The 12,811-nt window shown below is 47.5% G+C and carries 13 protein-coding genes; 8 read left to right on the top strand and 5 right to left on the bottom strand.

The window, feature by feature from the left end; all coding sequences use genetic code 11:
• Positions 1-130: 130 nt before the first annotated feature.
• The 4 genes from Q0612_RS08235 (at position 131) to ftsY (ending at position 6,183) form a co-directional block, all read left to right on the top strand.
• The gene (locus Q0612_RS08235; protein ID WP_298883239.1) at positions 131-1,144 is read left to right on the top strand and encodes an elongator complex protein 3; all 1,014 of its coding nucleotides are present in this window, start codon (positions 131-133) and stop codon (positions 1,142-1,144) included.
• Positions 1,111-1,608 (top strand): DNA-deoxyinosine glycosylase, encoded by a 498-nt coding sequence (locus Q0612_RS08240; RefSeq protein WP_298883241.1) that lies wholly within the window; start codon positions 1,111-1,113, stop codon positions 1,606-1,608. The genes Q0612_RS08235 and Q0612_RS08240 overlap by 34 nt, the downstream gene beginning before the upstream one ends.
• An 88-nt stretch (positions 1,609-1,696) precedes the next feature.
• On the top strand, positions 1,697-5,266 hold the full coding sequence (gene smc / locus Q0612_RS08245; RefSeq protein ID WP_298883243.1) for a chromosome segregation protein SMC: 3,570 nt from the start codon (positions 1,697-1,699) through the stop codon (positions 5,264-5,266).
• A complete protein-coding gene (gene ftsY / locus Q0612_RS08250) occupies positions 5,266-6,183 on the top strand; it encodes a signal recognition particle-docking protein FtsY (RefSeq protein ID WP_021719708.1) in 918 nt (305 codons plus the stop codon). The genes smc and ftsY overlap by 1 nt, the downstream gene beginning before the upstream one ends.
• Before the next feature lie 168 nt (positions 6,184-6,351).
• On the opposite strand, the gene Q0612_RS08255 is transcribed toward ftsY, so the two are convergent.
• Together Q0612_RS08255 and Q0612_RS08260 are read right to left on the bottom strand one after the other, a co-directional pair.
• A complete protein-coding gene (locus tag Q0612_RS08255) occupies positions 6,352-6,531 on the bottom strand; it encodes a hypothetical protein (RefSeq protein ID WP_298883248.1) in 180 nt (59 codons plus the stop codon).
• A gap of 22 nt (positions 6,532-6,553) precedes the next feature.
• On the bottom strand, positions 6,554-7,381 hold the full coding sequence (locus Q0612_RS08260) for an Rpn family recombination-promoting nuclease/putative transposase (RefSeq protein ID WP_298883253.1): 828 nt from the start codon (positions 7,379-7,381) through the stop codon (positions 6,554-6,556).
• Between the two features lie 451 nt (positions 7,382-7,832).
• Between Q0612_RS08260 and Q0612_RS08265 the strand changes: the two genes are divergently transcribed.
• Positions 7,833-8,591, top strand: a complete 759-nt coding sequence (locus Q0612_RS08265) for a hypothetical protein (protein WP_298883255.1) — start codon at positions 7,833-7,835, stop codon at positions 8,589-8,591.
• Positions 8,592-8,717: 126 nt separating this feature from the next.
• Here Q0612_RS08265 and Q0612_RS08270 read toward each other — a convergent pair whose 3' ends face one another.
• Positions 8,718-8,933, bottom strand: coding sequence for a hypothetical protein (locus Q0612_RS08270; RefSeq protein ID WP_298883258.1), 216 nt, complete (start codon positions 8,931-8,933; stop codon positions 8,718-8,720).
• 22 nt (positions 8,934-8,955) lie between these two features.
• Positions 8,956-9,774 carry an Rpn family recombination-promoting nuclease/putative transposase gene (locus Q0612_RS08275; RefSeq protein ID WP_298883260.1) on the bottom strand — a complete coding sequence of 273 codons (819 nt, stop codon included), beginning with the start codon at positions 9,772-9,774 and terminating at the stop codon, positions 8,956-8,958.
• Positions 9,775-10,111: 337 nt separating this feature from the next.
• On the opposite strand from Q0612_RS08275, the gene Q0612_RS08280 reads away from it, so the two are divergent.
• The 3 genes from Q0612_RS08280 to Q0612_RS08290 all read left to right on the top strand — a co-directional run bounded on the left by Q0612_RS08280 (position 10,112) and on the right by Q0612_RS08290 (position 12,412).
• Entirely contained in the window at positions 10,112-10,597 is a 486-nt protein-coding gene (locus Q0612_RS08280; RefSeq protein WP_298883263.1) for a GNAT family N-acetyltransferase, read from the top strand.
• 189 nt (positions 10,598-10,786) lie between these two features.
• The gene (locus Q0612_RS08285) at positions 10,787-11,659 is read left to right on the top strand and encodes an AAA family ATPase (RefSeq protein WP_298883265.1); all 873 of its coding nucleotides are present in this window, start codon (positions 10,787-10,789) and stop codon (positions 11,657-11,659) included.
• 135 nt (positions 11,660-11,794) lie between these two features.
• Positions 11,795-12,412 carry a recombinase family protein gene (locus tag Q0612_RS08290; protein WP_298883268.1) on the top strand — a complete coding sequence of 206 codons (618 nt, stop codon included), beginning with the start codon at positions 11,795-11,797 and terminating at the stop codon, positions 12,410-12,412.
• A 37-nt stretch (positions 12,413-12,449) separates the two neighbouring features.
• Here the strand turns inward: Q0612_RS08290 and Q0612_RS08295 are convergent, their stop codons facing one another.
• A complete protein-coding gene (locus tag Q0612_RS08295) occupies positions 12,450-12,773 on the bottom strand; it encodes a hypothetical protein (protein WP_298883271.1) in 324 nt (107 codons plus the stop codon).
• Positions 12,774-12,811: the final 38 nt, after the last annotated feature.

A 12,811-nucleotide genomic window follows, 5' to 3' on the forward strand; every position in this document is an offset into this window, starting at 1 on the left:
ATTAAATTTCTTGCAACACTATGATAACCCCCTGCGGGGGATAATGTCAATAGGAACTATTATCGTTAATAGTATTTTTCTTATAAATTTCACATTACATCTGTGTTTTTGTTTAAAAGAAGGGATACCTATGTCTATTCTGCCGATTTTCATACCGCATGCAGGCTGTCCGCATCAATGCGTCTTTTGTAACCAAAAGACGATTAGCGGACAGAAGCTGGCTGCTGTCGCAGGTGCCAAGGAACAGCTTGCGCGCTGGCGCAGCTGGCTGCGTCCGAGCACTGCCAACGAGGCGGCGTTTTACGGCGGCAGCTTTACCGGCCTGCCCCTGGAGCTGCAGGAGGAGCTGCTGGCGCTGACGGACGCATTGCTTGCCGAAGGCTTTATCGGCAGTGTGCGCCTTTCGACACGCCCGGACTATATGGATGAAGAACGCTTGCAGCTTTTGCAGCGTCACGGTGTGCGCCTGGTGGAGCTTGGTGTGCAGTCGCTTGATGACAGAGTGCTGGCGGCAGCGGAGCGCGGCCACACGGCGGCGCAGGTGGCGCCGGCGGTGGCGCTTTTAAAACGCTTCGGCTTTCAAGTCGGCCTGCAGCTGATGGTGGGCATGCCCGAGCAAAGCTTTGACAGCGTGCAGGAAACAGTGCGCAAGGCGATAGCAATGCATCCTGATGTGGCGCGCATCTATCCTTTGTTAGTAATCAAGGGTACGCCGCTGGCTGCGGACTACGCGGCGGGGCGTTTTGTACCGCTGACACTGGAGGAGGCCGTGACGCAGGCGGCCTGGGATTATCGCGAGCTGACGGAAGCAGGCGTGAATGTTATCCGCATCGGCCTGCAGCCTGATGACGAGCTGTGTGCGCCGGGCAACATTCTTGCAGGACCGTTTCACCCGGCGATGGGCGAGCTGGTGAAAAGCAGAGTGCTGCGCACCGAAGTGACGTCACAATTAGAAAAGCTGGCCGACTGCGGCGCTGTTAAAATATATTGCCCTGCGCGCCTGGAATCAAAGCTGCGCGGGCAAAAAAGCTGCAACCTGCGCTATTGGGAAGCGTGCTTCCCGGGGCTTGAGCTGCAGATAATTCAAGATAAGGCAGATGAGATAAGAGTATGTCCACATGTAAATCCTTTGCACCAATCGTAGATGAGCACAGCAGAATATTGATTCTCGGTTCTATGCCGGGAATAAAATCCCTGGAGCAGCAGGAATATTACGCACATCGGCAGAACCGCTTCTGGCGTTTGCTGGCGCTGCTGCTGCAGGAGGACGTGCCGCAGGATTACAGTGCTAAGCAGGCCTTGCTGCATAAGCATCACATTGCGCTGTGGGACACGCTGGGCTATTGCGAGCGCGAGGGCAGCTTGGACAGCAGCATCAAAAACGAGGCGCCGAACGCTGTCGTTGAGCTTGCAGGCGAGCTGCCACGTTTACAGGCAGTGGTCTGCAATGGTGGCAAGGCAGCTGCAGCCTTTAAAAAATATTTTGCCAAAAAACTGCCGCAGCAGGTGCAGGTCTTTTATCTGCCGTCGACAAGTCCGGCCAATGCGCGTTTGCGTCTGGCAGATTTGGCGGAGCGCTGGCAGGTTATTTTACAATTTTTAGCATGAGAGAACTTCTGCCTGGTGTAAAAAAATTGTATTTTATGATACAATAAAAAGATATAATAACTGATTTATAGAAAATGGGTGATTGCTAGTGCGTTTAAAGTCCTTTTCAACCTATGGCTTTAAATCCTTTGCTGATAAAACTGAATTGACCTTTGACAAGGGAATTACTGCTGTTGTCGGACCGAATGGTTCAGGCAAGAGCAATATTTCTGATGCCATCCGTTGGGCGTTGGGCGAGCAGAGCGCCAAGTATCTGCGTGGCAGCAAGATGGAGGACGTAATTTTCTCCGGCAGCGGCAAGCGCAGAGCGTTGGGCGTAGCGGAGGTCACCATTGATTTTGATAACAGCGACAGGACGCTGCCGCTTGATTTTGAGCAGGTAAGCCTGACGCGCCGCATATTCCGCAGCGGTGACAGCGAATATGCGATTAACAAGAAAAGCTGCCGCCTGAAGGATATTATCGACCTGATGGCGGATACCGGCCTTGGTAAGGGCTCCATGTCCATTATCGGCCAAAATAAAATTGATGAGGTCTTGAACAGCCGTCCCGAGGACAGACGCAGTCTGTTCGAAGAGGCGGCAGGCATTGCCAAATACCGCCTGCGCAAAAAGGACGCGGTGCGCAAGCTGGACGATACGGCCAACAACCTTACGCGTATCAACGATATCCGCAGTGAGGTAGATGCACAGGTAGAGCCTTTGGCGCAGGCTGCAGCCAAAACGCAGCAGTTCAATGAGCTGAGCGAAGCGCTGCGCCGTTGTCGTCTTTCCGTGCTTTTGCGCCGCCTTGATGCGATGGAGGACACAGGCAATGAGCTGTTGGCGAAAAAGCAGGCGGCTGAAGCTGCCTACTCCGAGCAGGCGGCAAAGGTCGGCAGCATGCAGGCCGAGGCCGTAAAGGTGCAGCAGGAGCTGGATAAGCTGGCTGAGGCTTATAATAAATTACAGGATGATATCAAAAACCGCGAGACTGCTTTGGAAAAGCTGCGCGGTGACCAGAAGGTGCTTGATGAACGTGTCAGCCAGAACGAAAAGGCCGGCGAACGCCTGGTGCAGCGCAACGAGCGCCTGGAGCAGCAGGTGAAGGAGCAGGAAGCAAGAATGCAGGAGCTGGCAGCAGAGTATGATGCTGTCGAAAAAAGGCATACTGTGGCCGATGGCGCTGTCAAGCAGCTGCAGGCGCAGCGTGACGAGCAGAGCGCCAAGCTGGAGGAAGCGAAGCGCAGCGACGAGCAGGCGCAGTCACAGTTCTTCAGTGGCATGCAGGAGCTGATTAGGCTGCGTAACGAGCTGCATAACCTGGAGCAGGAGCAGGAGCAGCGCGCACGTCGCCGCGATGCTTTGAAAAAGAGCATCGAAGAGGCGGAAGCTGCAGACCGTCAGGCACAGGAGCAGTACAACAGCCTGCTGGAGCAGCAGTCGCAGTGTACGCACGGCCTGGAGCTGGTGCGCAGGCAGGGCGAGGAGCTGCGCAGTGCCTATGATGCAGGGCAAAAGGAGCTGCAGGCTGTACGCAGCAGTCAGCAGCAGTGCCAGCGTCAGCTGACGGCGGCCGAAACACGCGAGCAGAGCTTAAAGCGTCTGCAGCAGAGCTACGAGGGCTTCAGCTACGGCATCAAAGCGGTGCTGAAGGCGCAGGAGCCTTGGCGTGAGCAGGTTGTAGGTGTGGCAGCGGAGCTGCTGCAGGTGGAAGATAAATATGTCGCTGCTATTGAAACAGCGTTGGGCGAGGGAGCGCAGAACCTGGTGATGCGCTCGGCCAATGCGGCGAAGGAAGCGATAGCCTTTTTGAAGCGTACTGGTAGCGGACGTGCAACCTTTCTGCCGCTGGATACCGTACAGCGTCGCAGCCCTAACCACGAGGAGGAAGCACTGGCGAAGCTGCCGGGAATTCTTGGCTATGCGGTTGATTTAATCGGCTTCAAGCCTGAGGCTGAAAATGCGGTACGCTTCTTGCTGGGCAGAGTGCTGATTGCCGAAAACATTGATGCTGCCTTGGCTGCGGCAAAGGCCGGTCGCTATCGTCTGCGCGTGGTTACGCTGGACGGAGACGTAGTCAACGCCGGCGGCAGTATGAGCGGCGGCAGCAAAAAACATAAGGAAGGCTATTTGAGCCGTAATGTAGAAATTGCGCAGGCAGCAGCGCAGGTGAAGCAGCTGCATGCCGAAATGCTTGGCTGGCAGGAAAAGCTGGAGGAGCTGGAGGGAGCCGAAGGAAAGCAGAAGGAGCAGCTGCAGCAGCTGGCAGCAGAGCTTCGTCAGCAGCAATTGAAGGCAGACAGGCTCAAGCTGAACCTGGAGCAGGTGCAGCAACAGAAGACGCGTGATAACGAGCGCTTGCTGCTGCTTTTGGATGACCGCAGCAATATCACCGCTGCCTATATGGCAAGCCGTGATAAGGTGAAGGAGCTGCGCGCAGCAGTTGCGGAGCGAGAGGGACAGGATACCCAGGCTAAGGAGCTTTTGGATAGCCTGAAAAAGGAAATTGCCAAATACGGCAGTGCGGTCACCGCCTTGGATAACCAGCTGCAGGATGCCCAAATTACGCTGCAGACCTCTGCTGCACGCACGCAGGACATCACCAAGGCTATGCACAGCCTGGATCAGGATACACTGCGGCTGCAGGAGGAGATTGCTGCCAATGGCAGGGAGCAGGAGCGCAGACAGCAGGAAATTGCCGACTGCGATGTGCAAAAGCAGAAGCTGCAGCAGCAAAGCGACGAGCTGCTGGCACAGCTGCAGCAGATTTTGGGCGGCAAGGATGACTTCGCCCAGGAGCGCGGCGACCTGGTGGATAAGCAGCAGGAGATAGAACAAGCGCTGACAGGATTGCGCAAGCAGGTGAACGACAGTGAAGCGCTGCTGAAGCAGACGGAGCTGGATTTGGCAAGGCACGAAAGCAGCTGCGGCCATATCCGGGAGCAGCTAGAGCAGGATTATCAGCTGGATGAGGCGGCGGCGCGCAGTCAGGATTTACCTGAGCTGCAGGCAATGGAGCTGCCGGAGCTGCAAAAGCAGGAAAGCCAGCTGACGCTGCAGATTGCGGACCTGGGACCGATAAATGCGGCAGCGATTGAAGAATACAACGCAGTGAAGGAGCGCAGCGAATTCCTGCGTAAGCAATATGACGATTTGTGCACAGCAAAGGACAATCTGGAGGCGGTCATCGCGGAAATCAACAGCGGTATGACCAAGCGCTTCAAGGAAGCCTTTGCCCAGATCAACGAATACTTTGCGCAATGCTATGTCAAAATCTTTGGCGGCGGTACGGCAGTGCTGCGGCTCACCGAGCCGGATAATCTGCTGGATTCCGGTATCGATATCGACGTTCAGCCACCCGGTAAAAAGCTGCAGAGCCTGTACCTGATGAGCGGCGGCGAAAGAGCGCTGACGGTTATCGCGCTGCTCTTTGCTCTTTTGAGCTATCAGCCATCGCCGTTCTGTATCCTGGACGAAATTGACGCGCCTTTGGATGATGCCAATATCCAGCGTTTTGCCGATTTCCTGCGTGATTATGCAAATAATACGCAGTTTATCGTAATTACGCACCGCAAGGGAACGATGGAATGCGCTGATATCATGTATGGCGTAACTATGGAAGAATCCGGTGTTTCTAAACTATTATCCGTAAAAATAAATGCAAAGGAGAATGAATAATGGGATTTTTTGAGCGTTTAAAGGAAGGCCTTTCGAAAACAAGACGCAACTTTACTGACCGCATTCAGGAGCTTGTAGGCCTGTCTGCAACGATTGACGATGACTTTCTCGATGAGCTGGAAATGATTCTGCTTTCTGCGGACGTAGGCGTAAAAACTACGGAAAAGCTGATCGACGCAGTGCGTAAGGCTGCGAAGAAAAAGGAAATCAACGGTACCGAGGATGTTATTCCCTTTCTGAAAAAATATATGGCAGAGATGCTGGCAGACAGCGGCCAACGTACACGTATCGGTGCTAAACCGACTGTTATCCTGGTTGTTGGCGTTAATGGCGTAGGTAAGACCACTACTATCGGCAAGCTGGCAAATTACTTCACCCTGTTCAAATACAAGGTTGTTCTGGCAGCAGGCGACACCTTCCGTGCCGCAGCAGGTGAGCAGCTGCAGATTTGGGGTGAACGCGCGCATTGCGACGTTATCCGCCATGCAGAAGGTGCCGACCCGGCGGCAGTTGTTTTTGATGCTATGAAGGCCGCTATTGCGCGCAAGGCCGATATTCTTTTTATTGATACTGCAGGACGTTTGCATAACAAGGCTAACCTGATGAACGAGCTAGAAAAAATCCACCGTATTATCAAACGCGAAATTCCCGAAGCTCCGCATGAAACCTTCCTGGTTCTGGACGCTACTACCGGTCAGAATGCAATCAATCAGGCTAAGGTGTTCATGGAAACCGCTAAGGTTACCGGCGTTGTACTCACAAAGCTTGACGGCACTGCTAAGGGCGGCGTGGTTGTGGCAATTAAGGAAGAGCTGGGCCTGCCGGTTAAATGGATCGGCGTAGGCGAAGGCATTATGGACTTCCGCCCCTTTGAGCCGGATAAGTTTGTAGAAGCGCTGTTTGACAGCGGCAAATAAGAGGCTGCTTGCAGCCGACAGGCGTTGCGGCCTGGCTTATATTAACATAGTAGAAAATCTCCCGAGCTGCGTTTGGCAGCGTGCGGGAGATTTTTTTGTGCTGGCGTAAAAAAGCCGTTCGCGGCAGCGAACGGCGGTGGTGGTAGTGAATTTTTAGTTATAGGTTGACTATTCTTGTTCAGCCTTCAGCTTTTCAATCTGTTCGATAGAAAGAGTAGTAGCTTCAGAGATAAACTGCACTGAGTATCCCATATTTAACATGCGCTTAGCGATTTCAGTTCTTGCTTCAGCTCTACCTTCAGCCCTACCTTCACGTCTTGCATCTGACATAAGGGGAGTTAAAAGCATAATTTCCCGCCTCACTTTCTTATCAAGCTTGCTTCGCTACATGCATATCATTCTTCAGCTTTTCTATATCATCAATAGATAAACCGGTAAGCTCAATGATTTCTTGCAGAGAATAGCAACCCTTAGCCAGCATAAGCTTAGCGATAGAAACTTTTTCATCAGCTCTGCCTTCGCGCCTCTCATCTAACAAACGTGCTTCTAAAAGCATAAATTCTCGCCTCACTTTCGTATCAAGCTTAAGATAGCTGATTTCATCGTCAATTTGCTTAGTGAAATCGCTATTTACAATATGGTTATTAACATAGTCATAAAAGCTTTTGATGTCTTTGGAGATGTTGCCATGCGAACCCTTGGTGTTCAAAATCATGGTAGTTGCTTCATCAGGCAGCTCCAGCTCCATATCCTCCAGACAACGCTTTTTAAAGGTATAAAAATAATTGCCTTTGGCAAAAAAATCAAAGACACAAATAAAAATTACGAAGGTAGGCGGCAGCAGGTCATACTCCTGGCCCTTTTGCAGTAAGTCAATATCCATCAACGCCTGATAATAGCGTGTACGCTTGGGCAGCACATAATGTTTGGTGTCGGGATTTTTGATATTATTGACCTGCATTTCCAAGTTATAATGTGTGTTCTTATCGTCCGCCACGATGATATCCAGACGAATGCCGCGACTTGCATAGTCAGGATCAAGAGATTTTTCAGCCTCAAAGTAGTTGATGTCGGCAATTTTAATCTGCAGTAATTCCTCTAAAAGGTGCATGCAGATGCGCTTACGTGACATAACCTTTTTGAAGATGAAGTCGCTTTGGATTGTCAGATTATCAAATTTCGTTGCCAGGTTTTGCATATGTTTCCTCCTTTGATTATAGCATAAAGTAAGACAAAAATATATAAGCAGCCAAATGTAAAAAAGGCGCCTGCCGAAAGCTCGACAGGCGCCACTGGTCCGCACGACCAGGCATAAGCTCCGCAAAATTGCGGCTACCCATGCAAATAAAAGAGGCGATTAGAGTGAAGCAGGGATTATGGATATGTGTGTCGAATAGTGTTCGAAGTGAGTTTGTACTGATGACTTAAGTTATAAAAATTTGATGGGAAAATTTTTTATTTTATGCTACTACATGGATTAGATAGATATTGTCCGCATCATATAGTAAAATTATCTTAAAGCTACAGCGATGCGAGCTCATTGCAAAAAAGCCTCATTATATGTAGGCTACATAATGTTACCAGATATCTGTTATGCATAATATGGGCAGCATATAAGATATCAAAATAAAAAGGGAAGGTGTTTGAAAATGAAAAGAACAGGGAAATTTGCAGCAGCAATCATCAGCGGAATTATGATGGTCAACGGTTTGTGCTTACCTATGGCTTATGCTGCTCCGGCAAGCCGCTATGTGAATGTGGACGAAAAGTATGACCCGTTTGCAGAGGAGGAAGAACCGGTTAAGGAAGTTGACACATCAAAGCTGACATTTAAGGAAAGAATGGCTTTGCAGGCAAAACAAGAGCAGGCTGCTACACAAAAGTTAGCCATTACCAATGTTTTACCTGGTCATATTTATATTCCTAAGCAAACGATGCTTAATGTTGAGCTTATCGAAGCAGCAAATTCCAAAACGCTTAAGAAAAATCAACAGGTTGAATTCAGAACTACCGAAAATCTGATTATTAACGGTGTAGTGGTTATTCCTAAAGGTACTGTTGGTATGGGTTATGTATATGAAGTGCAAAAGGCGGGCGGCTTTGGCAGAAAAGGTGTGCTGCGCATTGCAGGTAAGGAAATAAAGACGCTGAACAATGTAACCGTTCCTTTGAGAAAAGGCCTTGAAGGCAAGGGAAAAACTGATGGCGGTGCTGTGGCTGTTGCTGCTGCAGTTAGTCTGGTTGGCGGTCTTTTTATGAAGGGGAGCAATATTAACTATCCGGCTGGCACTGATTTTCAGGTAGAGGTTAGGGATAATGTGGATTTGGGTGTAACTCCGGAAGAGCTGAAGGAGGCTATGAATCCTAATATTCCACATGGTCAGGAACTTACTATTGAAGTAAAATAGGGTGTAACGCGAAACAGCGTTGGTGTTTTGTGCTTTGAGAAATCTGCGTAGGCTGAGGCTTGCGCAGATTTTTTGTATAAAAAAAGCCGTTCGCGGCAGCGAACGGCGGTGGGGGTAGGGGGAGAATCAAGCTAATTCAGCCTTAATCTTTTCAACTTGCTCAACAGAAAGCGAAGTACCTTTAGCGACATCTTGTACTGATAATCCCATGCTTAAAAAACGCTTAGCGGTAGCAAGCTTTTCTTCGGCTATACCTTCTGCTTTACCTTCAATTCTACCTTTAGCTTCACCTTCGGCAAGAGATTCTTCGCGAATATCCTTCATACGCATTTCGTAAGTCATATAGGAATCCTTCGCTTTCTTATCATTCTAATTCAGCCTTAATCTTTTCAACCTGCTCAACAGACAGTAAAGTACCTTTGGCAACGTCCTGTACTGACAACCCCATGCTTAAAAACCGTTTGGCGGTAGCAAGTTTTTCTTCGGCTATGCCTTCGGCAAGAGATTCTTCACGAATATCCTTCATACGCATTTCGTAAGTCATATAGGAATCCCTCACTTTCTTATCATTCTTGATTTCCGTAATCGTATCAGCAACCTCGCGGGTGAAGTTGCTGGTAACTGTATTATTGTTGATGTAGTCAAACAGGCTTTGAATATCTGGCGATATATCGCCCTTAGTGCCTAATGTGTTAAGAAACATAATAGCAGCTTCATCTGCCAATTCAATCTCCATGTTTTCCAGACAACGTCTTTTAAAGGTATAAATACGCTGGGAATCCTCGAAGAAGTCAAACAGGCAGAAGAAGATTATATAAGTAGGTGAAAGCGCATCATAATCCTGCCCCTTTTGCAGCATATCTGTATCCAACATGGCCTGGTAGTAGCGAGTGCGCTTGGGCAGCTGAAATTTACCGGTACGACTGACAGGGTTCTTTACCTGCATTTCCAGATTGTAATGCGTATTGGTGTTGTCAGCAATTCTGACGTCCAGGCGAATACCATGGCTGTCGGGATAAACATCAAGCGTCTGTTCTGCTTCGAGATAGGTGATATCTGCAATTTTTGTGTGTAAAAGTTCTTCCAGAATATGCTTGCAGATGCGCTTTCTGAGCATAACGTGCTTGAAGAGAAAATCGTTGGAAAGAGTGAGCTTGTCAAGATTAGATACTTGGTTTTGCATATGTTTCCTCCTTTGATTATAGCATAAAATAAGGCAAAAATATATAAGCAGCCAAATGTAAAAAAAGGCGCCTGCCGAAAGCTCGACAAGCGCCACTGGTCCGCATGACCAGGCATAAGCTCCGCAGGAATGCGGCTACCCATGCAACTAAGGTAATTATAGCACAGAAAAATAATAAAAACAATAGTTTGTTAAAAGAAAAATATATTACACTTACAGAAGTGTTTACTACCTGCAAAATCGCCGTAAGCGCCTTTAGATTGTGTTTGCTGTTTAACAAGACGGTGATTCATGCTATAATTAATAGAATATGAATTTTACCGGAGGGGAACAGCTTATGATTATAAAATATGCAACTACGGAGGATATTGCTGCGATTGCCGCAGTGGAGGCAGAATGCTTTCCGCCGGCGGAGGCTGCGACTGCCAAGGAGTTTGTTGACAGGGTGAAGTATTATGGCAATCACTTCTGGCTGATGTACGAGGCGGAAAAGCTGATTGCCTTTGTAGATGGCTTTGTGACGGATGAGCGTGATTTGACAGATGTAATGTACGAAGATGCGACACTGCACAATGAAAATGGGGCGTGGCAGATGATTTTCGGCGTCAACACTATTCCGGCTTATCGCAAGCAGGGGTATGCCGGTGAGCTGATTGGCCGCGCGATTGAAGATGCAAGGCTGCAGGGGCGCAAGGGCCTGGTGCTTACCTGCAAGGAAATGTTGGTGCCGTATTATGCGAAGTTTGGCTTTGTTGATGAAGGTGTGTCGGATAAATCTACTCACGGAAATGTTGTCTGGCACCAGATGAGGCTGTCTTTTTAAGCATACATGATGAATTTGTGCAGATGGTGTTTGCACAATTTGCAGTGAAAGTGAGAAGATTGCCAAGCTGACTAAAAAAAATGTGAAATACATAGGATATAGCGCGAAGCAGCTTGAGTATTGCGTAGCTGGGGCAAACTGCGTAAGCCTGTGGCTTGCGCAGTTTTTATATGCAGGTAGGTGATAACAATGATATATTTAAAGAGCTTTACCTTTCCTACGGAAGAGCAGGAAAGTCCGATATTAGATAATGTGATGACTAAATGGCACAATACGGTTTATCCCTTTAAGATTGCCTCAGGAGGGTTGTTGCAGACGTTGAAATTTGCGCCAGTGACGATTTTGTATGGCAGCAATGGCTCCGGCAAGACTACGCTTTTGAATGTTATGGCGCAAAAGCTGGGGGTGGAGCGTGCTACGCCGTTCAATACGTCGACGTTCTTTGACGATTACCTTGGTCTTTGCACTTATGAGGCGCGGGGCGATGGCATTCCGTTAGGTAGCAGAATTATTACCAGCGATGATGTGTTTGATTTTGTACTGAACAGGCGCATTGTCAATAGCGGGATAGATGACAGGCGCGAGCAGCTGATTGCTGAATATCTGGAGCTGAAGGAGCAGGATAACGGTCGCTTCCGCTACCATGGCGACGATGATCTGCAAAAGCTGGCGAAGCTGGTGGCTATGCGGAATAATACGCTTTCGATGTATGTTAAGAAGAATGTTGGTCTGAACATACGGGAAAAGTCGAACGGCGAAAGTGCCATTCGCTATTTTTTCGATAACATTACGGAAAATGCGCTGTACCTGCTGGACGAGCCGGAAAACAGCCTGGCTCCGCTCAGACAGCAGGAGTTGGTGCAGTATCTGGAGGAGGCGGTGCGCTTTTACAACTGCCAGTTTATTATTGTCAGCCATTCGCCGTTTGTGCTTGCGATGAGTGAAGCGAAGGTTTATGATCTGGATATCAGGCCGGTGGAAGTCAAGCGGTGGCATGAGCTGGAGGGTATCAAGGTTTATTATGAATTCTTTAGGAAGCATGCGGATAAATTCGAGGCCTGAGGGAAACAGAGAGAAACGGAATATAGTAAAGTACATAGCTTTATTGCTTGCTATAAATTGAAATTGAATATAGTATATAGTCTCCTGGGTTGTTGTACCATAGGAGACTATTTTTTATGAAAGGGAGTAATTTTTATGAAAACAAAAGCTGCTAATGAGCCTAAGCTATATGGATATGCTAGAGTATCTACATTCCAGCAGAAGGAGGATAGGCAGATTATTGCATTAAAATCAATAGGAGTGCTTGAGAAAAATATTTATGTTGATAAACAGACAGGAAAAGATTTTAATCGTCCACAGTATAAAAAGCTTCTAAGAAAATTAGATGCATCAAGTGTTTTGGTTATCAAATCTTTAGATAGACTTGGAAGAAATTATCATGAATTAAGTGAACAATGGCGTATAATAACTAAGGAAAAAAGGTCGGATATTGTAGTTATTGATGTACCTTTATTAGATACAAGACGTGAGAAAAATCTTTTAGGAACATTGATTAGTGATTTAATATTAAGTTTATTAAGCTATTGTTCTGATAATGAGTATAGAATTATACATCAAAGACAAGCAGAAGGTATTGCTGCAGCAAAAGCTAAGGGAATAAAATTTGGGCGTCCGCCTAAACCTTTGCCGGAGAATTTCCATGTTATTGTTACTCTTTGGAGCAAAAAACTTATTTCAACTAAAAAGGCAGCTGAATTATGCGGTATGCCAACATCTAGTTTTAGGTATAAAGCTAAGAATTATAAGATATAAAAAAGTATCAGTCACCTACTAGGTTGGCTGATACTTTTTACATATATTTATCGTTAAATTCTTTAAAAATACGGCTAAATACTTCCGGCGATGTCTTGTATAGATGATAGGTTTCATAAAAGAGCTTACTTGCTGAAGAAAAGCCGTGCTTACCATCTGTAACTATATATGCTATACAACTAAGTTGCATAGAAAGACCGTTAATGTTACGGAATTTATCATCCGTTTGAATACCTAACATAACTGCTCTTTTTTTGTATGCAGCTGATAGTTTTTTTAAATCATTTTTTGAAGTTAAGCCATTGAAATAAAAATAGAACAAGGCGACAGCTTCTTCAACGGACCAGTTTATTTTAATCATTTAAAAATCCTCAATATGGCAAAAAAGTATAGGTTTTT

The organism is uncultured Phascolarctobacterium sp. (genome assembly GCF_937920985.1).
GTDB lineage: Bacteria > Bacillota > Negativicutes > Acidaminococcales > Acidaminococcaceae > Phascolarctobacterium_A.

Excerpts from the sequence above, each read along its gene's own strand:
- Q0612_RS08235 (WP_298883239.1), top strand. The coding sequence starts at position 131 with ATGTCTATTCTGCCGATTTTCATACCGCATGCAGGCTGTCCGCATCAA.
- Q0612_RS08240 (WP_298883241.1), top strand. The coding sequence starts at position 1,111 with ATGTCCACATGTAAATCCTTTGCACCAATCGTAGATGAGCACAGCAGA.
- ftsY (WP_021719708.1), top strand. The coding sequence starts at position 5,266 with ATGGGATTTTTTGAGCGTTTAAAGGAAGGCCTTTCGAAAACAAGACGC.
- Q0612_RS08255 (WP_298883248.1), bottom strand. The coding sequence starts at position 6,531 with ATGCTTTTAACTCCCCTTATGTCAGATGCAAGACGTGAAGGTAGGGCT.
- Q0612_RS08260 (WP_298883253.1), bottom strand. The coding sequence starts at position 7,381 with ATGCAAAACCTGGCAACGAAATTTGATAATCTGACAATCCAAAGCGAC.
- Q0612_RS08265 (WP_298883255.1), top strand. The coding sequence starts at position 7,833 with ATGAAAAGAACAGGGAAATTTGCAGCAGCAATCATCAGCGGAATTATG.
- Q0612_RS08270 (WP_298883258.1), bottom strand. The coding sequence starts at position 8,933 with ATGACTTACGAAATGCGTATGAAGGATATTCGCGAAGAATCTCTTGCC.
- Q0612_RS08275 (WP_298883260.1), bottom strand. The coding sequence starts at position 9,774 with ATGCAAAACCAAGTATCTAATCTTGACAAGCTCACTCTTTCCAACGAT.
- Q0612_RS08280 (WP_298883263.1), top strand. The coding sequence starts at position 10,112 with ATGATTATAAAATATGCAACTACGGAGGATATTGCTGCGATTGCCGCA.
- Q0612_RS08285 (WP_298883265.1), top strand. The coding sequence starts at position 10,787 with ATGATATATTTAAAGAGCTTTACCTTTCCTACGGAAGAGCAGGAAAGT.
- Q0612_RS08290 (WP_298883268.1), top strand. The coding sequence starts at position 11,795 with ATGAAAACAAAAGCTGCTAATGAGCCTAAGCTATATGGATATGCTAGA.
- Q0612_RS08295 (WP_298883271.1), bottom strand. The coding sequence starts at position 12,773 with ATGATTAAAATAAACTGGTCCGTTGAAGAAGCTGTCGCCTTGTTCTAT.